This window comes from Limnobacter sp. UBA3528, from assembly GCF_002377005.1.
Lineage (GTDB): Bacteria > Pseudomonadota > Gammaproteobacteria > Burkholderiales > Burkholderiaceae_B > Limnobacter.
In genome coordinates, this window is record NZ_DFOZ01000038.1 from 1 (window position 1) to 26668 (window position 26668).

The 26668-nt window shown below is 52.8% G+C and carries 24 protein-coding genes; 11 read left to right on the forward strand and 13 right to left on the reverse strand.

The window, feature by feature from the left end; all coding sequences use genetic code 11:
• Positions 1–164: 164 nt before the first annotated feature.
• Positions 165–2312 carry an FAD-dependent oxidoreductase gene (locus B4N58_RS11250; protein WP_291749318.1) on the reverse strand — a complete coding sequence of 716 codons (2148 nt, stop codon included), beginning with the start codon at positions 2310–2312 and terminating at the stop codon, positions 165–167.
• 157 nt (positions 2313–2469) lie between these two features.
• Between B4N58_RS11250 and B4N58_RS11255 the strand changes: the two genes are divergently transcribed.
• Complete coding sequence (locus B4N58_RS11255; RefSeq protein ID WP_291749320.1) at positions 2470–3285, forward strand: DODA-type extradiol aromatic ring-opening family dioxygenase; 816 nt, start codon at positions 2470–2472, stop codon at positions 3283–3285.
• Between the two features lie 13 nt (positions 3286–3298).
• On the opposite strand, the gene B4N58_RS11260 is transcribed toward B4N58_RS11255, so the two are convergent.
• From B4N58_RS11260 to senA, 3 genes are all read right to left on the reverse strand, one after another.
• Positions 3299–3889: an NUDIX domain-containing protein gene (locus B4N58_RS11260; RefSeq protein WP_291749323.1), complete on the reverse strand. Its 591-nt coding sequence runs from the start codon at positions 3887–3889 to the stop codon at positions 3299–3301.
• A gap of 62 nt (positions 3890–3951) precedes the next feature.
• On the reverse strand, positions 3952–4884 hold the full coding sequence (locus B4N58_RS11265) for a ZIP family metal transporter (protein WP_008247401.1): 933 nt from the start codon (positions 4882–4884) through the stop codon (positions 3952–3954).
• 96 nt (positions 4885–4980) lie between these two features.
• The gene (senA, locus tag B4N58_RS11270) at positions 4981–6171 is read right to left on the reverse strand and encodes a selenoneine synthase SenA (RefSeq protein ID WP_291749326.1); all 1191 of its coding nucleotides are present in this window, start codon (positions 6169–6171) and stop codon (positions 4981–4983) included.
• A gap of 83 nt (positions 6172–6254) precedes the next feature.
• On the opposite strand from senA, the gene B4N58_RS11275 reads away from it, so the two are divergent.
• The 4 genes from B4N58_RS11275 to B4N58_RS11290 all read left to right on the forward strand — a co-directional run bounded on the left by B4N58_RS11275 (position 6255) and on the right by B4N58_RS11290 (position 9224).
• Complete coding sequence (locus tag B4N58_RS11275) at positions 6255–7190, forward strand: hydrogen peroxide-inducible genes activator (RefSeq protein WP_291749328.1); 936 nt, start codon at positions 6255–6257, stop codon at positions 7188–7190.
• Between the two features lie 92 nt (positions 7191–7282).
• On the forward strand, positions 7283–7990 hold the full coding sequence (locus B4N58_RS11280) for a FadR/GntR family transcriptional regulator (protein WP_291749332.1): 708 nt from the start codon (positions 7283–7285) through the stop codon (positions 7988–7990).
• A gap of 24 nt (positions 7991–8014) precedes the next feature.
• Positions 8015–8596: a hypothetical protein gene (locus B4N58_RS11285; RefSeq protein WP_008247397.1), complete on the forward strand. Its 582-nt coding sequence runs from the start codon at positions 8015–8017 to the stop codon at positions 8594–8596.
• 40 nt (positions 8597–8636) lie between these two features.
• Positions 8637–9224: an NnrU family protein gene (locus B4N58_RS11290; RefSeq protein ID WP_008247396.1), complete on the forward strand. Its 588-nt coding sequence runs from the start codon at positions 8637–8639 to the stop codon at positions 9222–9224.
• 69 nt (positions 9225–9293) lie between these two features.
• Here the strand turns inward: B4N58_RS11290 and B4N58_RS11295 are convergent, their stop codons facing one another.
• Positions 9294–10568, reverse strand: coding sequence for a putative Na+/H+ antiporter (locus B4N58_RS11295; RefSeq protein ID WP_291749335.1), 1275 nt, complete (start codon positions 10566–10568; stop codon positions 9294–9296).
• Between the two features lie 168 nt (positions 10569–10736).
• Here B4N58_RS11295 and B4N58_RS11300 point away from each other — a divergent pair, with 168 nt between their 5' ends.
• Positions 10737–12917: a TonB-dependent receptor family protein gene (locus tag B4N58_RS11300; protein ID WP_291749338.1), complete on the forward strand. Its 2181-nt coding sequence runs from the start codon at positions 10737–10739 to the stop codon at positions 12915–12917.
• Between the two features lie 251 nt (positions 12918–13168).
• On the opposite strand, the gene B4N58_RS11305 is transcribed toward B4N58_RS11300, so the two are convergent.
• Positions 13169–13711 carry a response regulator transcription factor gene (locus B4N58_RS11305; RefSeq protein WP_291749341.1) on the reverse strand — a complete coding sequence of 181 codons (543 nt, stop codon included), beginning with the start codon at positions 13709–13711 and terminating at the stop codon, positions 13169–13171.
• Positions 13708–15027, reverse strand: coding sequence for a HAMP domain-containing histidine kinase (locus B4N58_RS11310; protein ID WP_291749343.1), 1320 nt, complete (start codon positions 15025–15027; stop codon positions 13708–13710). Before B4N58_RS11310 ends, B4N58_RS11305 begins: the two co-directional genes overlap by 4 nt.
• Positions 15028–15165: 138 nt before the next feature.
• On the opposite strand from B4N58_RS11310, the gene B4N58_RS11315 reads away from it, so the two are divergent.
• Positions 15166–17226, forward strand: a complete 2061-nt coding sequence (locus B4N58_RS11315) for a TonB-dependent receptor family protein (protein ID WP_291749346.1) — start codon at positions 15166–15168, stop codon at positions 17224–17226.
• A 92-nt stretch (positions 17227–17318) separates the two neighbouring features.
• A complete protein-coding gene (locus tag B4N58_RS11320; protein ID WP_291749349.1) occupies positions 17319–19250 on the forward strand; it encodes an esterase/lipase family protein in 1932 nt (643 codons plus the stop codon).
• An 8-nt stretch (positions 19251–19258) separates the two neighbouring features.
• Here the strand turns inward: B4N58_RS11320 and B4N58_RS11325 are convergent, their stop codons facing one another.
• Entirely contained in the window at positions 19259–20242 is a 984-nt protein-coding gene (locus B4N58_RS11325; RefSeq protein ID WP_291749352.1) for an HPP family protein, read from the reverse strand.
• 148 nt (positions 20243–20390) lie between these two features.
• On the opposite strand from B4N58_RS11325, the gene B4N58_RS11330 reads away from it, so the two are divergent.
• Positions 20391–21410 (forward strand): acyltransferase family protein, encoded by a 1020-nt coding sequence (locus tag B4N58_RS11330; protein ID WP_291749354.1) that lies wholly within the window; start codon positions 20391–20393, stop codon positions 21408–21410.
• Between the two features lie 24 nt (positions 21411–21434).
• Here B4N58_RS11330 and B4N58_RS11335 read toward each other — a convergent pair whose 3' ends face one another.
• The 5 genes from B4N58_RS11335 to B4N58_RS11355 form a co-directional block, all read right to left on the reverse strand.
• Positions 21435–21800, reverse strand: a complete 366-nt coding sequence (locus B4N58_RS11335; RefSeq protein ID WP_008247386.1) for a MarR family transcriptional regulator — start codon at positions 21798–21800, stop codon at positions 21435–21437.
• Entirely contained in the window at positions 21797–22084 is a 288-nt protein-coding gene (locus B4N58_RS11340) for a toxin-antitoxin system TumE family protein (protein WP_291715011.1), read from the reverse strand. Before B4N58_RS11340 ends, B4N58_RS11335 begins: the two co-directional genes overlap by 4 nt.
• Positions 22085–22163: 79 nt before the next feature.
• The gene (locus tag B4N58_RS11345; protein ID WP_291749359.1) at positions 22164–23243 is read right to left on the reverse strand and encodes a lipase family protein; all 1080 of its coding nucleotides are present in this window, start codon (positions 23241–23243) and stop codon (positions 22164–22166) included.
• A gap of 142 nt (positions 23244–23385) precedes the next feature.
• Positions 23386–23823, reverse strand: a complete 438-nt coding sequence (locus B4N58_RS11350; RefSeq protein ID WP_291749362.1) for a DUF6795 domain-containing protein — start codon at positions 23821–23823, stop codon at positions 23386–23388.
• A gap of 146 nt (positions 23824–23969) precedes the next feature.
• Positions 23970–24506 (reverse strand): DUF6795 domain-containing protein, encoded by a 537-nt coding sequence (locus B4N58_RS11355; RefSeq protein ID WP_291749365.1) that lies wholly within the window; start codon positions 24504–24506, stop codon positions 23970–23972.
• 188 nt (positions 24507–24694) lie between these two features.
• Between B4N58_RS11355 and B4N58_RS11360 the strand changes: the two genes are divergently transcribed.
• Positions 24695–25783 carry a Fic family protein gene (locus B4N58_RS11360; RefSeq protein ID WP_291749368.1) on the forward strand — a complete coding sequence of 363 codons (1089 nt, stop codon included), beginning with the start codon at positions 24695–24697 and terminating at the stop codon, positions 25781–25783.
• Positions 25784–26074: 291 nt separating this feature from the next.
• Entirely contained in the window at positions 26075–26662 is a 588-nt protein-coding gene (locus tag B4N58_RS11365; protein ID WP_291749553.1) for a DsbA family protein, read from the forward strand.
• The last annotated feature ends 6 nt before the right edge of the window (positions 26663–26668 follow it).

Here is a 26668-nt window from a genome sequence, read left to right on the forward strand (position 1 = left end):
GGAGGCGTCCATATACGGCAAAAGTGCGGGCCGAGTCTCGGTGTCGGCATGAAGCCGACCGCTGCGAATCAACTCAAACGGGGCGGTTTTCTTGAAGTGCGCCCCAAGCAATCCCACTGCCGAGTTGGCTTAAAACCGCCGAGTCGGCTAAATAAACCAGCTGCTCAGCCCAACCGCCACGCATGGTACTTGCCCAACCACAGCAGCACCTTCTCAGGTGCATGCGCCCGTTTCCACTCACCCGCAGCGTACTTGTTGGCCTCGGCCAGTGTGGGATAAGTGTGAATGGTGCCCAGAATTTTGTTCAAACCCAAACCGTGTTTCATGGCCAAAACAAACTCGGCCAGCAAATCGCCTGCGTGCACACCTGCGATGGTCACACCCAGAATTTTGTCTTTGCCAGGCACAGTCAACACCTTCACCACACCATGGGCCTCGCTGTCGGCGATTGCGCGGTCCAGGTCGTCAATGCCATAGCGTGTTACCTCGTAGGCAACGCCTTGTTCTTTCGCATCCTGTTCATTCAAACCCACGCGGGCCACTTCAGGATCAGTAAAAGTGGTCCAGGGAATGACTGAATAATCGGCCTTGAATTTTTTAAGATGGCCAAACAGCGCATTCACAGAGGCATACCACGCTTGGTGCGCAGCCACATGCGTAAATTGATAGGGGCCCGCCACATCGCCTGCTGCAAAAATATTGGGGTACAGGGTTTCAAGGTATTCGTTGGTGACCACGGTGCGGTTGGTTTCAATACCCAATTTTTCAAGGCCATAACCGGTCAGGCGCGCTTTGCGACCCACTGCGCAAATCACATCGTCAAATTCAATTTCAACGGTGTTGCCTTGGTGTTCGGTGACCAAAACTTTTTGATCGCCTCTGCGCTCAAACCGAACGGCTTTGTGTTGGGTCAAAATATTCACGCCATCGGCGCGCATGCTGTCCATGGCCATGGCGGAAATCTCCGGGTCTTCGCGCACCATGATCCGATCGCCCAGTTCAACCTGGGTTACTTGTGAGCCCAAACGTGCAAAGGCCTGCGCCAGTTCGCTGCCAATTGGGCCACCACCCAGTACGACCAAACGTTTGGGCAGGTCGTCGCGTTTTGCGAATTCGTCCCACAAAGTGTCGCTGGTCAGGTAACCACTGGTTTCAATACCGGGCAAAGGCGGCACCACGGGCTGCGCGCCAGCGGCAATCACAATGCTGCGTGTGGTCAGGCGGCTGGTTTCGCCGCTGTTGTGTTTGATTTCAACGGTCCAGGGATCAACAATGGTTGCATAGCCCTGAATGACATCTACACCCAAGCCGGTGTAGCGTTCTACACTGTCGTGCGGCTCAATGGCTTTGATGATGTCATGCACTCGGGCCATCACCGCCTTGAAGCTGAAGCTGGGTGTGGCTACATGCAAACCATACTTGTCGGCGTGGCGCATTTGGTGGGCCAGCTTTGCACTTTTGATAATGGCCTTGGAAGGCACACAACCAAAGTTCAGGCAGTCGCCACCCATTTTGTGCGCTTCTACCAGCGTCACTTTGGCCTTCACAGCGGCTGCAATGTAGGAACTCACCAAGCCGGCAGCACCAGCACCAATGACCACCATATTGCGATCAAACTTAACCGGTTTGGTCCACTGGGCGTACACCTTGCGGGCCTTGATTTTGTCGGTCACTTTTTTCGCGATCAGCGGGAAAATTCCCAGCAACACGAATGAAAGAATCAGGCCTGGCGAAAGTATGCCGGCCAGGCTGTCAATTTTTGCAAGTTCGGTGCCCGCGTTCACGTACACCACGGTGCCTGCAAACATGCCAAGCTGGCTGACCCAGAAGAAGGTGAAGGCCTTCATGCTGGTCAAACCCATGAGCAAGTTGATCAGAAAAAACGGAAACACTGGCACCAGGCGCAGTGTGAACAGGTAAAAAGCGCCCTCTTTTTCGACGCCTTCATTGATCGCCTTTAAACGGTTGCCGAATTTGGCTTGCACAGAATCGCGCAGCAGGTAACGCGCACCAATGAAGGCGAGCGTGGCACCAATGGTGGAGGCAAACGACACCAAAATCAAACCTTGCAGCAAGCCAAACAAGGCGCCAGCGGCCAAGGTCATCACTGCGGCACCTGGAATTGAAAAGGCGGTAACGACGACATAGGCTGCAAAGAACACACCAGCAACCAGCCAAGGCGATTCGGTCTGGAATTCACGAAACTGCTCCAGACGGCTTTTCAGGCTGTCGAGTGTGAGCAAACTGTGAAGATCGAAGGCAAACACCGCCACAACAGCTGCAACGATAAGCAGCAGAACAATTTTTTTCATTTCAATTCCTTGGTTTTTCTACGCAGTGTGTTGCCAATAATGCATGGTCTGGGCAACTTGTACAGTTAGTTTCGGCGAGTCGTACAAAAAAGTTACCTCGATCTGGAAAGATAGTCGCGTTAATCTAGGTCAACACGATGACAAACGCCTTTCGACCATGAGCCAAACCATTCATTCAATTTTTGTCAGCCACGGCGCGCCCACCTTTGCACTGGAGCCCGGCTTGCCCGGTCAGGCCCTGGAAACCCTGGGGCAACGCCTGATTGCCCAAGGTACGCGCGCACTGATTGTGCTGAGTCCGCATTGGCGCAGCGCTCAACTGGCGGTGACCAGCCACGAAGCCCCTGTGATTGTTCACGATTTTTATGGTTTTCCCAAGCAGCTGTACGCGCTGAAGCCGGAAATTTGCGGGGCACCTGAACTGGCTTCGCAGTTGGCTGCGCACTTGGGCGAACAGCGCTTTGCAACAGCACTGCGCCCGCAGCAAGGTTTTGATCACGGGGCCTGGGTGCCTTACATTCACCTGTTTCCAAATGGTGGCCCACCCATGCTGCAACTCAGCATGCCTGTGGACTGGACTGGAGATACTGCATTGACAGTTGGTGCATTGGTCGGTGAATTTGCCCGCAAAAACAACGCTGTGGTGATGGGCAGTGGCAGCCTGACACACAACTTCGATGACATGGACATGCGTGCTGCCAAAACAGGCGATACTTCGCTGGCGGAAAACCTGCCTTATGTCCGCGAGTTCAATGCCTGGATTCAGGAACGTTTGCAGGCAGGAGACAGCAAGGCGATTGCGCGCGCGACGCTTGAAGCACCGCACTTTGCACGGGCTCACCCAGACGATGACCATTACCTGCCCCTGCCCTTCGCAATGGGTGCAGCAACCAAGCACTTCAAAGTGCATGTGCTACCCGAGGATATTCGCTACAAAGCCTTGTCGATGCAAAGCTTTGCCTTTGCTGAATAAGGCGTCGTTTATTTCAAGAAAGTTGCGTGGCGCTGCAGTTGATGGTTTCGGGCAGCACGCCGTCTTGCAAGGCTTTTTTCAGCGACTCAACGCCCCGGCTCCACAAGGGCACTTGTGCAGGCTGACCTTGAACGGTGGGCACGGTGAGTGGATCTTGCGCCGCTTCTGTGTGCTGATTAATGGCACGCACCAAATCAAGATGCCGCACCCAAACCCACTGACTGCGTTCGATGTCTACGCACTGGCGTGTTTGGGCGATCTCATCGACTGACTTGAAAGGAACCTGTGCGGTATACAGGTGAAACGGCACGCCGGGTGAAATCGAAGGGCCTTGCATTTGACTGGCATCCAGCTCAGCGCTGCGGTATGCACAATTGGATTCTTCCGTGAATTCGCGAATGGCAGTTTGTGCCGGCGTCTCGCCCTTTTGGCCACTGCCACCCAGGGTCGCCCAAGCGCGGCGCGTGGGGTGCGGATCAAACGCCATTAAGTGCAGTGCCTCACCAGCCACGCAGCTGTAGGCAATCAGCCCGGCGGGCGGCAGGCTGCTGGATGAGCATGCCGCAAGGATGGAAAAAAGTGACACGACAAAAAACACACGCATGGTGAAAGCAATCCTGAGCAATGAACGCCCATTATTACCTGCTTACATGACACCTTGCGGGATTACGCTCCCATCCAGCCCAAAGCAATGGCTGTAAGCACGGTGGATACACCGGCCGTGTAGATTGTTTTCAGTTTTCCAGTCATTTTGATGCTCTCCGGAATCATTTCATTGCACACCACAAAGGCCATTGCACCGGCGGCGAACGCCATGGATGCGGGTGTACCCATGGCCCAAGAGTCGGCAGTGATTACGCCCAAACCAGCCCCCACAGGCTCGACCAAACCAGTGGCCAAAGCGGCCAGGGCAGCAAGTGCCTTGTGCACGCCAATACTCCACAAGGCAGTGGCCACAATCAAACCTTCGGGAATGTTTTGCAAACCAATTGAAAATGCCGTGCCCGATGCGCCATTCAAGTTGCCAGCACTGGCACCCACTGCAAATCCTTCCGGCACGTTGTGCAGGGCAATTGCAATGGTCATCAGCAAAGCCATGCGCAATCGTTGTGAACCCGCCATTTCTGAACCCGCCACGGGGTGTTCATGCGGCAGGGTTTGATCAAGCACCGTCATCACACCGTAGCCCGCTGCGGTAGCCACCAGCACTACCATGAAGGCACCTTCGGTTTGAATGGCGGGAATGAACAGGGACATGACGGCAGCGGCCGCCATCATGCCGCCAGCGATCGCAATGAACAAACCCAGACCTTTGTCATCTATTTTCTTCATGACCAGCAACGCCATGCCACCCAGGCCAGTGGCAGCACCGGCAATGGCGGAGAATTCAACTGCCTGCAACTTTGTGGGGCTGGCCACAATGTACTGAACTGCGGCCCAAACAGCAGGCGCGCCTTGCGTGATGATGAGGTACATGCCCAAGGCTGCAATCAGAATGCCCACCACGCCACGTACCGCGCGAAAGGCACGAATGGCGTTTAACTCCTGCCGGTCAGCAATGTTCAGACCCACAATTTTGGTCATTTGATGAAAACTCATGGCGGGCTCCTGTGTTGCAAAGGCTTGAATACACCTTGAGTTTGCCCAAGATTCAATTATTCGTCTAACGGATAATTTCTTTGATGTTAATCGTTTTTACCGATTAACAGCGCAGGTCCTGAATCCGGACAACACGTCTTGCCGGTCCGGTTGAAAGTAGTTTCGGTATTTGGGATGGACCATTTCAGCCGAAGTGGCCCAACTGGCGCCCTTCAATACCTTTCGGTCATGAAACCAGGGTTTGGAGTAATCGACATAAGGGTGCATTTTGAACCCGTCGAAGGGCAGAAAAGTATTGGCAGTCCATTCCCACACCTGACCCCACTGCATTGCGGGTTGTGTGTGTGCGGCGTACTCCCATTCAGCCTCGGTGGGCAAACGGCGACCCGCCCACTGGCAGTAAGCCTGGGCATCGAGCCAACTGATATTCTCGGCCGGCGCATTCAGATTAAGCGGCGTTTGCTGACCATAGCCCAGATTAATCCAGCCACCGTTTTCAAATGCAACGAAGACAGGCATGGGGTGATTGCTGGCCTGAACAAATTCAAGATATTGCGCCCAGCTGACTGGGCGGGAATCGATGGCGAACGCCTGCAACTGAACCACACAGGCGGGTACCTCATTGTCGAATGCAAAACCCTCGCCCTGCCAACCCAGGGTCCACTGTGTAGCCGGCAGGCGAAGCTGGACTGATTCGCCACATTCCTGCACGCCAGGCCGGCACGCATTGTGGGGGCGCAATGGGATGTTCAGTAACTTGGCCATGAAAACCGCGGCTTCGTTGTGCATTTGTTCATGCAACACACACAGGCGGAAAAAATACAGGTACTGGTCTGCTTTACCTGGGTCGGCAGCGCACAGGGCGTCGGCCTGCTCCAGCAACTTCAAGGTGTCGCAAAGCGAGGCAGCCAGATAATTGCGGGTGCCTTGCAAGTCAGGCAAACCAATTTCCCAGCGGGTGTCGTGCGCAATGGTGCTTGAATTCAGGCGCGCATCGGCATTGAACAAGCGGGACTCCAGCTTTGGGGCATCGGGATTGCATTTCACACCCAAGGCCCAGTCGGGATTTCGGGCCAGCCACCAGTCTTGAAACCAGGCCACATGGCACAACTCCCAAAGCGGCGGGTTCAATTCAGGGCGTCGTGGCACCTTGCAGTCTGAACCAAGGGCGGCTACATAATCCTCAAGCAAACCCAAGGTGCGTTCGCGCGTGCGCGACAAGGCCTCACGAAGAAACGTGGCGTTCGCTGTTCGGGCCAACTGGGCTGGATTGATGCGGCTGTTCACAAAAGCACTGCGGTGATTTGGATGGGTTAAGTGTACGACAAATGGCTACAATGAAAGCAAGCGGAAATGTCGATAACCAAGGAATGAGTACACTGAATACACAAGCCAGCGCCCTGTCATTGAAGCAGCTCAGCTATTTGCTGGCTGTGGCTGAAACACTGAACTTTACCCGAGCGGCCGAGTTGTGCTTTGTTACGCAGTCGACGTTGTCGGGTGGCATTGCAGAACTGGAACGCACACTTGGCGTGCAACTGGTGGAACGAGACCGCCAGCGCGTAGCGTTAACACCAGTCGGTATTGAGGTGGCGCAGCGTGCACAAAGTATTTTGTCGGCCAGCCGTGACCTGATGGTACGGGCTCAAATGGCCGCAGACCCAGCCAGTGGAGAATTTCGCCTGGGGGTGATACCCACGATCGCGCCCTTTTTACTCGGTTCAATTTTACGCAAAACCAACGCTGACTTGCCACAGTTGGCGCTTCGCGTGCGCGAAAGCCAAACCGCAGCCCTGTTGCAGGAACTGGAACAGGGCGACCTGGATGCCGCGCTGATTGCCCTGCCGATCGACTTGGGCAAACTGAAAGCTTTTCCGCTATTTGAAGAACCCTTGCGCCTGGTGGCCCACCGAAACGACCCCCTTTGCAAAACCGCCGGTGTACGCCTGCGCGACGTGGACACGCGCCGATTGCTGCTGCTTGAAAAAGGACATTGCCTGCGCGACCACACCGTATCGGCATGCAGCACCAAACAGCGGGATGGGAGCAGCCACGACGACAACCTCATTGAGGCCAGCAGTTTGAGCACCATGGTTCAACTGGTTAATTCGGGGCTGGGCTGTGCCTTGTTACCCGACATGGCCATACAAGCGGGTTTGCTGAACAACACGGAAGTCAAACAGATTGCACTGGCCGCCCCGGCACCAAGCCGACAAATCGCATTGATTACCCGCAACAGTCACCCAAAACTGCACTTTATTGAAACGACACTTTGCCCTTTGCTGATGGCTTGCCAACTCGCTTGAACAGTTGGGTAGTTTGAGTTGCTTTTGGCAATTTTTAACTGGTATGATCAGTTGACCAGTTAAAAATTAATTGCTGTGTAATTAGGCAAGCCATGGAAATTATTCAGAAAACATCGATATCTGAGCAGGTTTACACCCAACTTCGTGATCGGATTCTTAAAAAGGTATTACCAGTTGGAGCCGAATTGCCCTCGGAGCGCGAGCTCTCTGAAACCCTGGGGGTGAACAGGGGTGCCGTTCGCGAGGCAATCAAGCGTTTGCAACAGGCCCGACTGGTTCGGGTACGCCATGGTGGTGCCACCCAGGTTGAGAACTTTGAAGCCGAGGGTGGCCTGGAACTGCTGTCCGGCCTGATGGTAAATACCCAAGGCCAAATCAACCTGGAAGTGGCCCGTGGCATTGTGGCCCTGCGCAAGGCTTTGGCGCCTGTGGTGGCCGGGCAAGCTGCGCAGCACGGCGGCAAAACACTGGCCGACACACTGAAACCCGTGATTGCGGAAATGCAAACCACCAGCGAACTGCCAAGGCTGCAGCAACTGGCCTTTGATTTTTGGGCTTTGGTGGTGCAAGGCAGCGGCAATGTGGTGTTCAAGCTGGCTTTCAATTCCATGAATCAAACCTACCTGGCCGCCTGGCACACTCTGACCCTGGTGATGCAAGACGAATTTCGCGATATCAATACGCTGGCTCAGCTTGCACAGGCCATTGAGGCCGGGGAACAGCGGCGCTGCGAAGTACTGGCGAGACAACACGTGGAACTTGGCAGCCGTGCATTAAACGCCGCTCTTGGCCACGCCTGATTGCACAATAAAACGGAGACGCACATGTTGGGAATTCCTTTGGGGCTGTTAACCGCCAATGCTGTGGAATGGGGCATACACAAGTATGTGCTGCACGGCATGGGCAAGAAGCGCGGTACATTTTGGGCTTTTCATTTTCATGAGCACCACAAGGAGGTGCGTGAGCATGGCTACTACGACCCGAACTACGAGCGCTTTCCCTTGGGGATGCACGCGCAGGGCAAAGAGGCTTGGGCCTTGATTGCCAGTGCGGTGGCTGTAGCCCCTTTGTTTCCGGTAGCGCCATTTTTTGTCGGCACACTTTGGTACAGCAGTCTGAATTACTACCGGGTTCACAAAAAAAGTCACATGAACCCCGCCTGGGGCGAACAACGCGTGCCTTGGCACTTCGACCACCACATGGGCAACAACCCTGGTGCGAATTGGTGCGTCACGCGCCCGTGGTTTGATTACCTCATGGGCACCCGCGTGTTTACCGAGGGCGGGGTGCGTGAGGACAATGTATTGGGTTTGAAACAAATACCAAAGTGGCTTGAACGTCTGTTGCCCAAGCCCGAATCGCTGGGTACCTTCGCACCCAAACCGGCAGTACGGCGCGCAGCGTAAGCCTGTGACATAATCGGTTCACTACAAAAAGGAGAACTGAATGGGCTTGTTGATCTTGGTCGCCGGGTTGGCGCTTTTTTTAGGCATGCATGCGACTCGAATTCCAGACGACCAACGCCGGTCGGGCATGATTGCGAGACTCGGTAAAGGCAAGTACCGGGGCATTTACACAGCGGTATCAATCATAGGCTTGGTGCTGATTGTATACGGCTACGGCCAGGCCAGGCTTGACCCTGTTTTTGTTTGGAACCCGCCAGCGGCAATGCGCCACATCGCGGCACTGCTCATGCTGGTTTCTTTCATTATGCTGGCGGCCTGTTATGTGCCCACCAATCACATCAAGGCGAAGTTGCAGCACCCCATGACCTTGTCAGTGAAGGTGTGGGCACTGGCGCATTTGATCGCCAATGGCACCCTGGCCGATATTATTTTGTTTGGGTCATTTTTGGTTTGGGCCGTGTTGCTGTTCAAAACGGCACGCCGGCGCGCCATTCCCATGGGTTTTGCAGGTGACGGCCCCACCATGGTGGGCACCTTGATGACCGTGGTGGTAGGTGTACTGGCCTGGCTGGTTTTTGCGGCCTGGCTGCATGTTCACTTGATCGGCATCAGCCCGTTCAGTCGATAAGCAATTAGTGCAATAAAAAAGCCCCTGTGTATTGCGCACAGGGGCTTTTTTTATTGGACCTTGAATGATCTACAAATACCAGAAGCAAAGTGCTGCTACCGCTGTGGGACCCAAGGCCCCGGCAAGCAAACCACCGGCCGATACGGCTTCATCGGGGAACTGGCGCTTGAGCAATGACAAACCCGCTGGATTGGGCGCGTTGGCAATCACGGTAAGGCCACCGCCCGCCACCGCACCAGCCACCAAGGCATAGCGGAAACTCTCGGAGGTGCCTTCAATCAGAGAACCAAGGTACGTCAAAGCCGCATTGTCGGTAATCGCCGTAAGTGCCATAGCGGCCATGAACAGCACACCGTCGTCCAGGTCGCTGACCGCGGGCTGCAGCCACCACTGTTGCATACCACCCAACACCACCAAACCGGCCAGGAAGAATGCGACCAGCAAACCTTCTTTCAACAGCAGGCGCGACTGGAAGGTGTTGTAAGCCGCAGTGAAACCCAGGAAGAACAGGAAAACACCCATGAATACGGCGGGGTGGTGTGCGAAATATACGACTGCACCCAGAAACGCGAGGTGGATCACCATGGCCCACCAGGGCACGGGCGCCAAAGGTTGACCATCTTCACCCAAGGCTTCCGGTGTTTTGACTTCTGCACCCAGATGCTTGGCAGCAAAGAAGATGAACACGGTGGCATTGATGAACACGCCAATGGCAGCTTTCCATCCAAAGTTAACCATCATGAATGGCGTGTCCCAACCCCAGGTGCCAGCGACCATCAACACGGGCGGTGCCGCAAACGAGGTGAGCACGCCGCCAATCGAGATGTTCACAAACAGCACGCCCAAGCCCCAGTAGCGGATGAAGTTGGGGACAGCTTTTGAAAAGAGTACATCACGCAGCAGCAATGCAGCCAAAGTCATGGCGGCGGGCTCAGTGATGAAACTGCCCAACAAGGGCACCATGAACAGACCAAGCCAGGTGAATGCAACACCTTTGTTCACGGGCATCAATCGGGCCAACCCCTCTACCAACAAACGGGAGGCATCCAGCACAGGGCGGCTGGCCGCCACCACCATGATCACAAACACAAACAAAGGCTCGGTGTAATGGCGGGTATCGACATACTCCACTGCGGAGTCGAGGTTGACTGAGAAAGCCATGGCAATGACCAAAAACAGGGCCCAAATACCAAACACGGCCTCTACTTCACCCAGCAGGTGAAATAGCCCGCTGTGGTGCTTGCTGTGATGGGCCAGGCGCTCAAAGTAGCTGGCAGAAAAAGTGTGAATAAGCGCGCCGGCAAAGAGAAAGGCGGCAATCCATTGGATGGTGGTTGCTGTCATGTCGGTGTCTATTGTTGTAAAGGTTAATCGAACGGTCCCATAGAAGGAGCCTATCACGCCGTTAAAGTTCCCCGTATTACGCATATTTTCGGGAAAAGTTCCCTAGAGAAGTCTGCGCCCGATTTCTACACTGACCTTAGAACATAAAAAAATTCTGAGAGGAAGGACATGAACAGATTCAAAAGAACAACCATCACCAGTGCTGTGCTGATCATGATGGGACATGGCGGTTTTGCCTTGGCGCAAAACAACGCATTGCCAGGAGTCGAGGTGTCGGGCAACAGCATTTTGCCTTCCAACATTGAGAACTTGCCCGGTTCGTCAAATGTGATGACACGGGAAGACCTGGACAAGCGCGAGCCCTTTTCCATTCTCGAACTGGTTCGCGAAGTACCTGGTTTACATGCGGTGTCAGAAGACGCTGCGGGCACTCACTTGAATATTGGGTTGCGCGGGCTGAACCCACGACGCAGTTCCCGAACACTGCTGCTGGAAGACGGTGCGCCCACTGTATTTTTTGCGCCCTATGGCGACCCCTCGGCGCATTACTCCACACCGCTGGAACGACTGGAGCGCGTGGAAGTGCTGAAAGGATCGGGGCAAATTCTGTATGGTCCGCAAACGCTGGGCGGCATGATCAACTTCGTGACGAAACCCGTGCCGAGAGAGGGCTTTGAAGGCTCAGCGAAATTGTCACTGGGCAACGAGGGCTATCGCGGTACACATTTGAACCTGGGCACGGGTTCAGAACGCGGCGGCATCATGATTGATTTGCTCAAGCGCCAAGGTGATGGCATTCGCGCACAACATGAGTTTGATGTACAAGATGTGACCATTAAAGGCCAGTTGAATATCAACAGTGCGCACACCCTGACGGCGAAGTACACCCGGTTTGAAGAGGATTCGCTGTTCAGCGAAACCGGGCTTACTGCGCAAGAGTATTTGCGCGACCCCTACTCAGTGCCCGGTACCGAAGGTGAGCGCTATGTCATGGACCGCGATACCATTCAGTTGATTCATGGCTGGCAGTTGGATGAACGTGCCCGCCTAACCACGCAGGTTTACCACACCAAAACGGACAGAACTTCTTTGCGCTCGCGAGAATTCGAGTCGGCGTTTGACCCCATGGACCCAGCCACGATTGGCCTGGGCGAGCTGGAAACCGAATTTGCAACACGACCCCGCCAATACGATGTGTTCGGCATTGAGCCAAAGCTTGAGTTCACCCATTCTGCTTTTGGTGTACCCAGTGAAACCATCATCGGGATGCGTTACCACACCGAAGACATTGACCGGAAAAAGTTTGAGTTTGACAACTTCGCCGACACCACACCCGAGGCGGATGAGCGCCTGCTGGCCGATGTAGAGGCCACTGCATTTTTTGCACAAAACACATTCCTGATGGGCAACTGGACACTCACACCTGGCGTACGCGTGGAGCAAATTGAACAGACCAAGGTGCTGTTTTCCGGTGTGCCCGGCACAGCCAATTTTCAGCAGGAAGACATGTTGGACACCAGCGAAACCGAGACCCTGCCCGGCATTGGTTTTACCTGGAACGGACTGGAGAATGCGACAGTATTTGGCGGCGTACACCGCGGCTTTGCCCCGCCCCGCCCAGACCGCGACATTGAAAACGACATGCTTCAGCGCGTGACCCCCGAGCTGGCCACGGTGGCTGAACTGGGTATTCGGGGCAATGTACGTGCCGGATCTTATGAAGCAACATTCTTCAATCTGGACATTGAAGACATTGTTGTCAATTCAGGCGGCTTCTTCCGAAACGAAGGCAAAGCGCAACACACCGGATTTGAGTTGGCCGGGCGCTTGAACCTGGGCGAATTGTTCAACGCGAAAGCCAATCCATTTTTTGTCGGTATGGCCTACACCAATCTGTTCACAGCGGAGTTCAAGAACTCGGGCGTGGTGGGCGGTGAAGGCGAGGATGGATACGGTACATATCAGGCAGGCAACCGCTTGCCCTACGCGCCGAAGCACACCTTGGCCTTGAATTTGTCGTATGAGACTGAACAATGGAATGCCCGGGTTGGTGCAACGCATGTCAGCAAGCAGTTTGCCAACACCGAAAACTTTGGCGGAACCGAGCCGCTGGGCTTTTGCCCCAACGGGGAAGACCCGGCCAATGACCTGTTCTGCGGCCTGTTCGGAGAAATTGAAGCGGTCACTTTGCTGAATGCCTCTGTGAGCTTTAAGCCAGCAGGAAGCAATGTCAGCTATTTTCTGAATGCAGAGAACTTGACCGACAAGCAATACATTGCAGCGCGCACGAACGGTATTCAACCGGGCAGGCAGCGGCAGGTGGTGGCGGGGATTAATGTGAGGTTTTAAGTCGTCATCACCATTTCGCTTGACACACTCAGGTGCATACCCCCTTGCGCCAGAAAACCTGAATACCCCCTTGTTATTGATTAACCGCCCTAAGCGCACCCGCTAAACAGCGGGCGGGCTGCGCTTTCGGCCTTGCCGAACGGACGGTGAATTCAACACCAAGGGCAGGTTTTCTTGATCGGCGCAGCGAGGGCATTGCGACCTGAGTGTGTTGAGCGAATGGGTTGGCGATTGCAGCAGCGACAGGTCATCTATCGCCCCACAGGCCGCTTCGCCAGCTTGCGCTGCAAAGTTCGCCGGTGCATGTTCAGCGCACGCGCGGTGGCCGACACATTGCCATCGTGTTCATTGAGCACCCGCTGAATGTGCTCCCATTCCAAACGAGAAACCGACATCGGTTGAAAGTCGGATGGGTCATCATCTCGGGAAATGTCAGCGCCTGCATCGTCGTCCAAAGCACGCAACACGGCAGCACTGTCTGCGGGCTTGGCCAGGTAATTGTCCGCCCCTAGCTTGATTGCCTGAACAGTCGTTGCAATGCTGGCATAACCAGTCAATATCAAAATATTCGCATTCGGCTGCAAACCGCGAAGCTGTGTAATCAGCTGTAAGCCAGATTGTTCGCCCAAATTCAAATCAAGCGTCATGTCTGTGAATTGCTGTTGCCCTGCTACCAGCATGGCCTGCTCTTTGTTCAGCGCCACACTGGCCTTGAATCCCTTGCGCTCAAACGACAAGGCCAAGGTGCTGGCAAACGCCTCATCGTCGTCCACAATCAGAATTGAACGCGTCATTGCTGCAACACCGGCAAGCTTAAGCTGGCGCAAACACCAGGGTTCAAATTCCGCAGCCCCAGCTTGCCGCCCTCGCGCTCCAGCAGGTTGGCCAGAAGAAACAGACCCATGCCCTGACCGTTGGCCTGAAACAATTGCTGTCCTATCTTGGGCAATAAATCCGTATCAATACCCTGTCCCGCGTCGTTCACAAACAAAGTCATACTGACTTCATCGCATTGCATGCCCACCTGAAGCGGCTCACTGACCGATGCGCGTTGCTGGCTTTGTGCCGCGTTGTCGAGCAAGGTAATCAAGCCCAATTCCAACAACTCCTTGCGCACTTTAAACTCGCCTGCAATGGAGGCAATGCTGGGCATTAATCGCACTTCATGTTGCGGGTTGCGTGTTCGCCAAATGCCCAAGGTGGCCTGAAGCCATTCGCTTGGCTTGATCATTTGCGCGTCAGCATTGTGACGCGGGTTGACTTCAATTTGATCCCGAAGTTGCCCCAGGGTGTCGGTGATGGATTGAACCTGTGCACTGAGAATGTTCATTTCCCGCGCCTGCGCATGCATGGCAGGGTCGTTCTTCCAGTCGGAAACAATGGTGGCAATTGTAGACACTGGCGTACCCAACTGGTGTGCAATGGAAGCCGCCTGATTGCCCAGCGCCGCCAAACGGGACTCACTGGCCAGCCTTTGCTGCGCGCGCCCCAAGGCTTGATCGCGATTGCGAATCGATGAACTCAACCGCGCCACAAAACCCACCAGAATCAACACACTGACCAGGAAATTCAGCCACATGCCCACCAGGTGAAAGTGCACGCCATCGTCGGGGTTCGCCAGCACCAAAGGAATGTAACTCCCCATCAACACCGTGTAGGCCACTACACTGAACAAGGCAAGAACGGCCACTTGCGCCCAGGGCAGCAAGGCCGCAGCCAGGCCCAGCAGTGGCAAGTAAAGCGACACAAACGGATTGGTCACGCCCCCCGTGAAATAAAGCACGAAACTGAAGGCTGCCAGATCGGCGAACAATTGGGCCGCCACTTCAAAGCTGCCCACCGAATGCCCCTGCCGCAGGCGAATGTAAGTAATGCCATTGAGTAAAACCAAGGCACCCAGAATGACAGTCAACACTGGCCAGGGCAGGCTGACCTTCAGCAGCAGGCCAACCACTGCCAACAACAAAAACTGGGCGGCCAGTGCAAGCGTACGCATCCACATCACTGTCACCATTTGCTGGCGACGAACGGACAAATCGCTTTGGTCCATCAAGCCTTCAGTCCAAAGGTGCATGAAGGGACGGTGGTCGGGAAACGGGCTTGTTTTCATGCTCACATTCTAAGTGGCTTCTTGCTTCATTGCCTCGAAATTGTTGAGCTTGCAACCCGGCTGCGACAATATGCCGCATTCTCGCAGTGCGGGCCGTGGCGTATAAAGCGTGCTGGTTGATCTTGCCCGGACTATGCGATGCGCGCTCATGCTTCTTTCAAACTGACCACCCTGTCAACGTGCCTGCTGTTGGCTTTTGCACCACTGGCACAACCGGTATTTGCAAACCCCACGCTGAATGGCGTGGAAGTTCAGGCCCAACGCGAGGCACTGAGTGCAGCCAGCGTGCAAGTGGCCAAAGAAAAACTGAACCAGACCGCTGGCGGCACCGCCGTGGTCGAGGCTGAAAACTTTGAAGCAGGTAAGGCTGTGACCATCAAAGACATGCTGGACTTTACGCCGGGCGTGTTTGCCCAAAGCCGAGTGAATGAAGAAGCACGGCTCAGCATTCGGGGCTCGGGCTTGTCGCGCACCTTTCACATGCGCGGCATTCGCCTGCTTCAAGATGGCATACCGATCAACCTGGCCGATGGTGGCTCTGATTTTCAGGACATTGACCCACTGGCCCTGCAACACGTTGAGGTGTACAAAGGAGCGAACGCCTTGCAGTACGGTGCAGCCAGTTTGGGCGGAGCAATCAATTTTGTAACGCCCACAGGCTACACCACACCCAACAGCCAGTTGCGCCTGGATACCGGCAGCCATGAATTTGCGCGCGCGCAATTCAAAACTGGCGATGTGCTGGGCGATTGGGATTATTTTGCGTCGCTTTCGCAATTGAGGTCTGACGGATTTCGGCAATTCAGCGGGCAAAAAAACACGCGATTGAATGCCAATGCAGGCTTGAAAGTTTCACCCCAACTGGAAACCCGTTTCTATGTGATTCACGGCGACATGAACCAGGAGTTACCGGGTAACCTGAGCAAAGCGCAGTTACAAACCGACCCCACACAGGCCAATGCTGCCTCGGCCAATACGAATTCACAACGCGACTTTTTGATTACACGGATTGCCAACAAAACCACCTGGATTTCGCCAGCAGGTGTGGAGTACAACGCCGGCGTGTATGCGGTGGACAAAAACCTGTACCACCCACTGAGTTTTGGTTTGATTGACCAGCAAACCCGAGATGTAGGTACGTTTGGCAACCGGATTGCGCAAGGCGAATTGTGGGGTTTGCGACACGACACCACCTTGGGTTACAACCTGGTGCACGGCGTTACCGAGGCACGAATATTCAACCATGTGCGCGGCGATCGAATCAGCCTTCGAAGCTACGAGGACCAGAAAGCCCACAACATGGAACTGTACGGCGAAAGCCGATTGCTCCTCACTGATACTTTGCAATGGATCAACGGCCTGCAATGGACCCACGCCAAACGCACGGCAGACGATCAGTTTTTAAGCGATGGCGACGGCAGTTACCAACGCCGCTATGCACAGTTCAGCCCAAAAACCGGCCTGCTGTGGCAAGCCACAGATACAGTGCAGGTATACGGCAATTTCAGCCGTGCATTCGAGCCACCCACATTCTCTGAAACCAGCCCAACGCGCGCGCTTGAGGCGCAGGAATCAAGCACTTTTGAAGTGGGAACTCGCGGTGTTGCCCGTGAAGTTCGCTGGGACATCAGCGCTTACTACAGCCAGTTGAACAATGAGTTTGTGAGCTACCAACTCAACCCACTTGTGCCGGGCTTGAGTGCCATTCTGAATGCAGACAATACAGTGCACCAAGGGGTAGAAATTGGTCTCGCCGGGCCTTTTGCACGCGACTGGATACAAACTGGCGATACCTTGAACTGGCAACTGGCTTACACCTTTGGCCGCTTCCGTTTTGACCAGGACCCTGTGTATGGCAATGCAGCCATACCAGGCATTCCTGAGCAGTATGTGCGGGCCAAACTGGACTACGCCAACACTTTGGGCTGGACCCTGTCACCCAACATTGAATACGTGCCGCAAGGCTACTTTGTGGATTTGACGAACACCTTGTCAACAGATCCTTACCTGTTGCTTGGATTGAATGCATCGTACAAGTTCAGCGACACCTTGCGCGTGTTTGTGGATGCCCGCAATTTGACCGACAAGGTGTATGCCGCCACCACGGGTGTGATTGTGAATGCGAATGGTGCGGATTCAGCACAATTTGCGCCGGGTGAAGGCAGAAGCGTGTATGCGGGTGTTGAGGTGAAGTGGTAAGATCAGGCTGCGACATATCGTCGCAGGGGCGCGACCAAACTTTACCAAACCACGCGTAGAATCAAGGTCTTCAACCAAACCCATTGCAGCACATGTTCAACTTCCCTCGCCTGGCCATTGCCACTCTGCTCGCACTGTCGGTGTCGGGCTGCGCCATGGTCAGCGTGGGCTCGGTCAGCTCGGAAGATTATCTGTCAGCCCGCAGGGGCGATGTACTCACCACCGGCAAGCTCAGCGCATCGGCGCGAACTGCCTTGCAAGTGGTGGGTACCGATGAGGCGCGCTGCAACACCAATATTTCCGAATGCAGAAAAGTGCTGATTGCCTCCATTGGCTTAAGCGATGAACAACGCCTGTCCACCATTTCCGAACTCTGGCTGCAGGAGGCCCTGCAAAATGAAGAAGCCCAGAAACTGGAGCCCGCCAACGACGCACTGAAAGCCGCCACGCTGTCGGCTTACCTTGAAAGCGCCAAGCATGCTTATGCCTATTTGTTTTTCACCAGCCGCACCCCTGATCTGCGTGCATTGGAAGACCGGCAAGCACAGGTTCGTGACTACTACAATTTTTCAACTCAACAGGCCGTGGTGGGTTTGTTCAATCGCTACCGCGACCAACTTGAAAAATCAGTTTCAGAAGAAAAAACCTATCTGCTCCAGTTCGACCCATGGCAGGTCAGTGGCAGCACAGCTGGCATCAGCCTGAGCCACAAAGGTCAATTGCCCAATGAGCTGGTTGCTGCATCATCGCTCACCTTCAAGGGTTTGCGTAACCAGTATCGCCGTGATGGTTTGGGCGCAGAGCTGGTGGCCGTGTTTGCCGACAGCGTGGTAAAGCAGGAAGATGAAAACAAACCCTGGAGCGAAACACCGTTCCCATCCATTACCGTGATGCTGCGCTTTCCCGGCAACAGCATTGAGTCGGTTTTGGAAGGTCGGCGCGTGGAGCTGCAAGGCTTTGACCCTCACCGGAATTCAAGTGTGGATGTTCGCGGCATACGCGTACCCTTGGCTGCAAATTTCACGTCTGGCTACGGGCTGTGGCTTGCACGCTCGGGTTTTGCGCAAGAAAGTTTGTTGTCATTGATTGGCCGCAGCGAAACGCTGGACAAACCCCGCATTTACTTGATGCAGCCTTTCGACCCAAATCGGCGCGTGATTCTGATGCTGCACGGCCTGGCCAGCAGCCCGGAAGCTTGGGTTAACGTGGCCAACGAAGTATTGGGTGATGAGCAACTTCGCCAGAATTATCAAATTTGGCAAGTGTATTACCCCACCAATTTGCCACTGCCTTTCAACAACCGCGAAATTCGCGAAGCAGTGAATGCAACACTGAGAAACTTTGACCCTCAGGGTAACCGCAGGGCCTCTAAAGACATGGTCCTGATTGGTCACAGCATGGGTGGCGTATTGGCGCGGTTGATGGTGTCGAACTCGGGTGATCAGTTGTGGGAATCTGTGCTGGACCGCTACAACATTTCAGCGCAACGCGAAAAAAAGCTGCGCCAGAAAATTGAGCCTTACGTGATTTTCAAGGCAATGCCGCAACCCACACGCGCCATATTCATTGCAGCACCCCATCGCGGAACACCTTACGCAGAAAATCGTTTTGCACGCTTTGTATCGGGGCTTATTCGCTTGCCTGCCACCGTACTAAGCCGAGTCACTGAAATTGGTCAGCTGTTGGTGAACCCGGATGAGGCGTCTGACGAACCTTTGGTTGGATCGATCAACAGCATTAAAAACCTCAGCGATCAAGACCCCTTTGTTCGGGAATCATCAAAGCTGCCAATTTCAGACAAGGTAAGCTACCACTCGATTATGGGCAACGACACACCGGGCGTGATACTGGAAGCCAGCAGCGATGGCGTGGTGCCCTATGCCAGCGCAAAACTGGAGGGTGCGGCCTCCGAACTCGTGGTTAACTCGTGGCACAGCGTGCAGGAAAAACCCGAGGCCATTGTAGAAATTCGCCGTATTTTGCATGAGCACCTGAACTCGCTACAGCAAGGTTCGCAGCAGTAAGCCTTACTTCAATGCGTTGCCGCTTTCACCGGCAACCAGCGACCATCTTGCAGCACCACCTCATAACGGGCCCACCGCTTAAAGGCCTCCACGTTGCTTAGGCCTGTTTCATACAAATCAGCACCGGCCACATTCTTGAAAATCACTTGCTGCCCGGCCTCGCCTTTGTAAGGGGTAGTCAATGACATGTCCAGCAACTCGCGTACGCACCAGCGGTACCCCACTTGCCCGTTGCTGTAAAACGCACCCACAGTCAGGGTTTGGGGATGCGTGCTTTGTTCATCGGCATGCTTGGTGGCGTACTCGAATAGTTCCGCCAGCACGTCTGCACTCACATCCACGTACGAATCCATGCGCGCGATTGCCGCTGCAAAATCCTCGTGGGTGAGGCTGGCCCCTGTTTCGGACAAAGACTCGACCGGTTTTTTCTGCTTGCGCGCAAAATGATTGGGGTAACGCCGCCAGGAAAACAGCGCATTGAAACTGACAGCCACCAACAAAATCGCCAAGGTGTTCAGCAACACCGGGTTGATCATGTACCAGTAACCCAGGTTGGATATTGATTCACCACCCAGCACTGCCGTAAGCGCGGTGGCACCGCCCGGCGGATGAATACAATTGGCCCAGTACATCACGCCGACCGCCAAACCCACCGCCAAACCCGCAGCCAGATAGGTGTGCGGAATGTAACGCGCACACGTCACGCCAATGAGTGCCGATACAAAATGCCCGCCCATCAATGCCCAAGGCTGTGACAAGGTGCCGTGCGGCACGGCGAACAACAACACTGCAGTAGCACCCATGGACGCCACCACCAAAATTGTGTCGGTGCCCTGCACCACAAAACTGGATACCCAACACACCATCAAAATGCCCAAGAAAGCACCCAGGCCCGAAATTGCTTTCTCGCGGGGGCTGGTGGAATTGGACTCGAAGCCAAGAATAGACCTCGACACCGACAGGGCACGCAGGGTCCGGATGGAGAGTTTCATGTTTGGAATCAATGGCTTTGTGTGAAACAAGCCCATGATGATACGCCTGTAAGCCCTGAGGTAGCACCAAGTTGGTGCAATTCCGGATGATCCTTTTTTAGTCCGCAGCCGATATACTTCGCACTTCCTCATCTTTGCCGCTTAGCCTGTGCGCAACTCCACCATTGATCTGCTGAAAGCCTTGGCATCACAAATTATTGTGGTCCACCACTTGCTGTTGTACACGCCCATGTCGCCAGCTTTACAAGCCAAGTGGCCCGGCTTGCTGGGTTTTATCGCCGATGAAGGCCGCTATGTGGTGCAAATTTTCCTGGTCATTGCTGGGTTTTTGGCGGCGCAATCGCTGTTGGGTTTGCTGGACAAGGCACGCGAAGTAGCGGTTTGGACGCTGTTCAAAAAACGCTTTTTGCGCTTGGCCAAACCATTTTGGGTAGCCATTGCCGTGGCCGTGTTGTTGGGCTGGTTGGGCGGCAAAATTGCCATGCACAGCGAGGTGTCCGATTTACCCGGTTTTACCCAACTGCTGGCCCATGTGTTTTTGCTGCACGACATTGTTGAAGTAGAGGCTTTGTCGGCTGGGGTTTGGTATGTGGCGATTGACCTTCAACTGTATGCGGTGTTGGTGTTGATGGCGTGGACCAGTCAGAGAACGGGTGGCTTGAAATTGCTTGAACCCCAGCAGGGATTGTTGCTGCTGGCAGTTGCCATGAGTGTTGCGTCACTGCTGGTGTGGAACAGAAATGCTGAACACGATGAATGGGCCTGGTACTTTTTTGGAGCCTACGGCTTGGGCGTTGCCGCCCATTGGGCTCAACGTGAAGGCAAAGTGATTTTGGTCAGCTTGCTGATTGCGGGCCTGCTGGGCATTGCACTGTGGGTTGAATGGCGCGAACGTTTGTTGCTGACGGGTGTAACTGCTTTGCTGTTAATGAACAGTAGTCGTATTGAACAATTTGTTGGCTCGATTGTTCAAGGCCCAGTGCGCTGGCTGGGCGATATTTCGTACTCGGTTTTTCTGATTCACTACGGCATTGCTGTGTTTGCAAGTTCAGTGGTGATTGCTTTGGACTTGAGCAGCTTTGCAGAGATGTTGGCCGCGTTTTTGTTGACCTGGGTGGTGAGTGTTGCGGCGGGGTGGGTGTTGTATTGGGGGGTTGAGAGAGGGTGATTGAATCAGAAAACAAATGTCATCTCAGTGATTGGCTGCGTTTAGAGTGAACCGAATTTCCACCGAGTCGAAAGGCACATGGACTTTCTTGGTTTCTGCAAACTTTTCAACCAAACCATGCTCAATCAGTCTTGTAATATCACTATGGACATTCGAATAATTGCGTCCAACACGCTTTGCCAAACCGTAAATCGACATGGGCCCAGAGGCTCGAAGCTCTTCTAGAAGGCCGATTCTGGAGGCTGTTAATTCAGATAAAAGAAGTTTTGATGATTCAAAAGTAAGAAAATAGTCAGACGATCTGGTTTGCCCAGCATCCACCTTGCGAGCGGCTTTCAATAAATTATTGAAGATTTCTCCCTTCGCCGCTACTTCAATAATTGCTCTCATCTGATCGGCCTCCAAAACTCGACATCACGCTGAAAATCTTGCATCAGGGTTTCCAAATTACTGAAGACATAGGGCCACTCTTCGTCATTGATGTGACGATGGTCGCCTTTGCCCAATTCATTATCGTACCTAACGCGACACGCACCCGGTACGCCATAAAACAACCGGTATTTGTACTTGTGAGTGCACGGTTCAAGACTCGCCGGTAATCTCCAGACAACCACCTCAACAATTGTGTTGTCTTCACGTATTTCTTTGGCCTTAATTACCTGAATGGCCTTCATATATTGTATTTTAGCAATATATTGCACGATTGCAATATAAATATCGGGTGAATGTTCTCAATCATTGGTCCAATTAACCTCAACTGGGCCTCTGCACTTTCAACATGGCCTGTTGGGCCCGCCCAGCCATTTCCGTGCTGAACTGGTCAAGAATCCAGTGCAGGGTTTGAATGGTGAGCGCTGTGCCGCTGATCGGTGCACGCCCCAGAAAATCAAGCATGGAATTCACAATGGTGAACACATCCTCAGCCAACAACTTGCTGGCGTTTGCAGCTTTCACCAGCACTTCTGAAAGCAGATCTGCCGCTGTAACGGCAAGGCTTAATCCACCCTGCATGGTGACCAGGTAGGCGTATCCCATTGAGCGCAACACCTGCTCTGTCAGCTTGCCCACCAGGTCGAGCAGCTTGGCATTGAACATGCCACCGCCACCCAGTTTCGCAAACTCTCGGGACAAATCGGCATACTGCGACAAGCCGTTCGGCATGGGCGAAAAATCGCCCCAACTGCTGCTATAGGCCATTTTGGAATAACCACTGTGCAGCAGATGCGCATCAATACCCACCTTTTCGCCATGCCGTAGTAATAATTCTGAAGACCCGCGCGAGGCGTGCATGTAAGGAAACAAAGGCACCATGGGCACTGGGTCGCAGGGGTTGGCGATGCGCCGAATTTGGCTGGGAGCAATTTGCTTGGTCATGTCTTGCGCATAACTAACAATACCCACGCGCGGCGCGCCAATGGTGTAAAGGCATACATTGAAACCAGCGTCACGCAGCATGCAAGCATTCAAATTAGCCAATGCCCCGCCCAGGCTGTGACCCATGCAGTGAATGGTACTTGGCCGCTTTGCACCACTTTGCGATACAAAATTCACCAACTGGCTTTGATAACTTTTAAAGGTTTTCAGAAACCCACGGTGAAACACATTGCCCCGAGGGCCGATGCCATAACCAAAGTTTGCGTTGGTTGCGAGATCAAATTTGTTGTGCTTAAAGTTGGTACCGCGCGTGACAAGAACCAGCTCGTTGGCACGGCTGCCGGTGCCGTGTGCGACGAAGCCAAAACCGCTGAGCAGGTCGATGTTGAAGAGGCCGGATCGGCCGGCGAGTGTGCCAAATCCATCCGATCCGATTGGAAGTTTACGAGTCTTTGCCACCTGAATTAACTCGTCTGAACTTAGAGTGGAAACATGCGCAATTGACTTGTTTGGATTCGCCCTTCTATGACTGCGGAAAACGGTATCAGCCTCATACACAAAACCAGAAAGTGCATGAACATAGTTTGGTTGTAAAAGTAGATTAGTCATATTTAAGGCTTTTCCGTTCTTCAGATTCTTCTACTTCACAGTTAATAATTGGCAACCTACCGTTGAATAACTCCTTGTTTTTCAGATCGCACTTCATCCGTATGTTAGGAAGCCCCGTCTCAACATTCTCCTGGTACGAGTTTTTCGATGTGGCGTAGGCCATGTAATCTTTACCGTTGATTGGAATGAAAATTCGAAGGCTTATATTAGGTACGTGAAACAGCTTGGCCAAAAAACCGAACTCTGCCGCACCGCGTACTTCGGGAAATTGAAAACGACCATTCTTATCCGTAGACGTAATTGCCGTACGTGGCTCAGACTCCATATTCCAGTGAAGAATTCTTTTCACTTTAACTCCTGCCAAAGGTTTACCGTGATCAAGTAATTGACCCTCTACCGCAGAGGACAGAACGAGGTTGTCTTGCCACACGGCATGAGCTCCTTGCGAGAAAGAGAGAAGAAAGGTGGCGCAGGCAGGGAACAGCCATCTACCGAGGTTTGGTCGCATAGGGTTGTGATGCGTTTTGATGGAAAGCGAACACACTATCAGACCTGTAAGGCCACTCAAAAAATCACTTATTCGGGTAGCTCTAATTGATTAGGCTGTTCAACCTTGCAGTCGATGATCGGCAAAATGCCCTCAAACATTTGTCGGTCTTTTAGATCGCAACTCAAATTAGTTTTCTCAGCACCTGCTTCCACTGCTTGGTCATATGAATGTCTTCCACTCGAAAACAGCGAGGTTGAAGACCGCCCTTCAATCAAGTTGACATCAATCAGCACCACTGGCACGTGAAACAATTTGGCCAAAAATCCAAATTCAGCAGCGCCCCTTACTTCGGGAAACTGAAAATGACCGCGTTCACTCGTAAAGGTAATTTCATTGCGTGGTTCGGCGTCCATATTCCAAGAGAGCACCAGCACCACTTTTGCCCCGACTACAGGCTTCCCTTGGTCGAACAATTGACCACTAACCGCCGAGGACAAAATCAGATTGTCCTGTCGAACAGTTTGAAACAGGCTCAAATCCCAAGTTGTCAGAATTAAGTAGGGAACAGAGAGAAATCCCAGAAGTACAAAGTAACGTAAACGCATGTGCGGGTTATCTTCCAAGGCAAGGACCCAACACTAGCAGAGGCGATTGGATGCTCAAAAAAGTGGCTTACTCAAGTCACTCACAGGGGGTAGAACCAATGCCTTAATCCAAAATTCACTTCTTATGCCTAAAAAACCAGGTTTTTTTAACATGAAACCACTATCATGTTAAAAAAATCGAATATTTTTAACACGTTGCAGGTGTCATGTTAAAAGCAAGCTACAACATTCCCCCAATGCCGCCCCCTGAGTTTAATCAGGACGATCCCGCCATTTTGAAAGCCTTGGCTGCAGCGCACAGGCATCTTGCAGAGCTAAAGGGCTGTGCCAAAAGCATTCCCAATCAAGCAATCCTGATTGACACCTTGACACTCCAGGAAGCCAAAGCCAGCTCTGAAATTGAAAGTTACGTTACCACGCAAGACGAACTCTTTCAGGCTGATTTGCAACTTGCTGACTGGGTATCGCCAGCCAGCAAGGAGGTATCGCGTTATCGGGAAGCCTTGAAATATGGTTTTGCGAAAATGCAAGCCAATCAAGGCCTACTTACCAACAGCACATTAATCGCGCTATTTCAATTATTAAAAAATAGCGCTGACGGTTTTCGTCACATGCCAGGTACTGTGCTTAAAAACGATCGAACAGGTAACACGGTTTTTGTGCCGCCGCAGAGTGCTAATGAAATTCAGCAACACATGGACCATCTGGAGCACTTTATCAATACGCCAGACGATATTGATCCTCTGATTAAAATGGCGCTTATTCACCATCAGTTCGAGAGTATTCATCCATTTAGTGATGGCAACGGGCGAATCGGCAGAATATTGTGCGTGCTGTATCTGACGCAAACCAGCTTGCTGGATATTCCGATTCTTTATCTTTCCAGATACATCAATCAGAACAAATCCGATTACTACCGACTTCTCCAAATTGTAAGAGACCAAGGTCAATGGCATGAATGGGTGTTATTCATGCTGCAAGCAGTAGCGGTGACAGCTAGAAGCACTGTGGACTTGGTAGAAGGTATGCGTGTGTTGATGGCAATTACCAAACAGAAAATGAGAAAAGAACTTCCGAATCTTTATTCGCAAGACTTGCTCAACAACCTTTTCAGGCACCCGTATACCCGAATCGAATTTGTGCAAAACGACTTGGGTGTTTCACGTCAAACAGCAGCGAAGTATTTACGCGAACTTGTTAGCAAGGGAATTGTTCTGGAACATGCTCAAGGCAAGCATGTTTATTTCATCAATCAGCCGCTTGTGAGTTTGCTGAGTCAAGACGAGATTCAGTAGAGAAATCTCAGGCAAACGAGCTTCAACACATGAAGATGATGTGATACAAAAAATGGACCGAAGCGGATAGTAGGACTGACGGCGGGAATGTGTGACAAATAACTAGGGTTTGTTTTTATCCCGCTCATGCAATGCTTAGCAACTATTTGAAATAGTTAAGTTAAAGAAATAATTTGCGATGTTCGGTTAAATGGATATCGCATTGTTGTTCGATAAATCAAGTTATGCACCAGTAACCCGTTCTTCGGAGTAAACGAAGTGAGTATGCGATTTTTATACGTAATGGATCCTATGTGTGCCTGGTGTTATGGGTTTCAGCCGGAGTTGGATCGGTTTCTAGAACAATATCCTTCAGCGGAGGTGGACTGGATAATGGGAGGGTTAGCGCCTGATACCAAAGAACCCATGAGCGAAAACCTGAAGGAAGCTATTTCTTCCTATTGGCATCAAATAGAGAAAATGTCTCAGGTAAGGTTTAATCACAGTTATTGGGAACGAAACACACCCTATCGTTCAACATACCAAGCTTGTAGAGCAGTGATAGCAGCTGAGAAGTTAGCTGCCAGAAGCTCACCAAATATGGCAAAAGCGATTCAATCTGCTTATTATCGTGAGGCCAGGAACCCATCTTTAGATGAAACGCTGATTGATTGCGCTGGCACAATAGGGTTGTGCGAGGAGCAGTTTTTAGCTGTCCTTCACGCCAAAGAAACTGCACTTGAGTTTCAAAAACATTTGGCAATTACACGTCAACTTCACGTTAGTGGGTTTCCCGCCCTCTTTTACATTAACAAAGAGAATCAGGCTTACCCACTAACTCACGGTTTTTGCAAAGCTGAAGCGCTTTTTGAACGTTTCAGTCCAATCCTGGACGAGTAAGCACAT

What these genes read in the sequence shown, in the direction of transcription:
- B4N58_RS11265 (WP_008247401.1), bottom strand. Translation starts at nt 4,884, where the DNA reads ATGAGTTTTCATCAAATGACCAAAATTGTGGGTCTGAACATTGCTGAC.
- B4N58_RS11260 (WP_291749323.1), bottom strand. Translation starts at nt 3,889, where the DNA reads ATGCGTGTGTTTTTTGTCGTGTCACTTTTTTCCATCCTTGCGGCATGC.
- B4N58_RS11285 (WP_008247397.1), top strand. Translation starts at nt 8,015, where the DNA reads ATGTTGGGAATTCCTTTGGGGCTGTTAACCGCCAATGCTGTGGAATGG.
- B4N58_RS11290 (WP_008247396.1), top strand. Translation starts at nt 8,637, where the DNA reads ATGGGCTTGTTGATCTTGGTCGCCGGGTTGGCGCTTTTTTTAGGCATG.
- B4N58_RS11335 (WP_008247386.1), bottom strand. Translation starts at nt 21,800, where the DNA reads ATGAGAGCAATTATTGAAGTAGCGGCGAAGGGAGAAATCTTCAATAAT.
- B4N58_RS11315 (WP_291749346.1), top strand. Translation starts at nt 15,166, where the DNA reads ATGCGCGCTCATGCTTCTTTCAAACTGACCACCCTGTCAACGTGCCTG.
- B4N58_RS11255 (WP_291749320.1), top strand. Translation starts at nt 2,470, where the DNA reads ATGAGCCAAACCATTCATTCAATTTTTGTCAGCCACGGCGCGCCCACC.
- B4N58_RS11310 (WP_291749343.1), bottom strand. Translation starts at nt 15,027, where the DNA reads ATGAAAACAAGCCCGTTTCCCGACCACCGTCCCTTCATGCACCTTTGG.
- B4N58_RS11300 (WP_291749338.1), top strand. Translation starts at nt 10,737, where the DNA reads ATGAACAGATTCAAAAGAACAACCATCACCAGTGCTGTGCTGATCATG.
- B4N58_RS11340 (WP_291715011.1), bottom strand. Translation starts at nt 22,084, where the DNA reads ATGAAGGCCATTCAGGTAATTAAGGCCAAAGAAATACGTGAAGACAAC.
- B4N58_RS11320 (WP_291749349.1), top strand. Translation starts at nt 17,319, where the DNA reads ATGTTCAACTTCCCTCGCCTGGCCATTGCCACTCTGCTCGCACTGTCG.
- B4N58_RS11305 (WP_291749341.1), bottom strand. Translation starts at nt 13,711, where the DNA reads ATGACGCGTTCAATTCTGATTGTGGACGACGATGAGGCGTTTGCCAGC.
- B4N58_RS11365 (WP_291749553.1), top strand. Translation starts at nt 26,075, where the DNA reads ATGTGTGCCTGGTGTTATGGGTTTCAGCCGGAGTTGGATCGGTTTCTA.
- B4N58_RS11325 (WP_291749352.1), bottom strand. Translation starts at nt 20,242, where the DNA reads ATGAAACTCTCCATCCGGACCCTGCGTGCCCTGTCGGTGTCGAGGTCT.
- B4N58_RS11250 (WP_291749318.1), bottom strand. Translation starts at nt 2,312, where the DNA reads ATGAAAAAAATTGTTCTGCTGCTTATCGTTGCAGCTGTTGTGGCGGTG.
- B4N58_RS11280 (WP_291749332.1), top strand. Translation starts at nt 7,283, where the DNA reads ATGGAAATTATTCAGAAAACATCGATATCTGAGCAGGTTTACACCCAA.
- B4N58_RS11275 (WP_291749328.1), top strand. Translation starts at nt 6,255, where the DNA reads ATGAGTACACTGAATACACAAGCCAGCGCCCTGTCATTGAAGCAGCTC.
- B4N58_RS11360 (WP_291749368.1), top strand. Translation starts at nt 24,695, where the DNA reads ATGTTAAAAGCAAGCTACAACATTCCCCCAATGCCGCCCCCTGAGTTT.
- B4N58_RS11295 (WP_291749335.1), bottom strand. Translation starts at nt 10,568, where the DNA reads ATGACAGCAACCACCATCCAATGGATTGCCGCCTTTCTCTTTGCCGGC.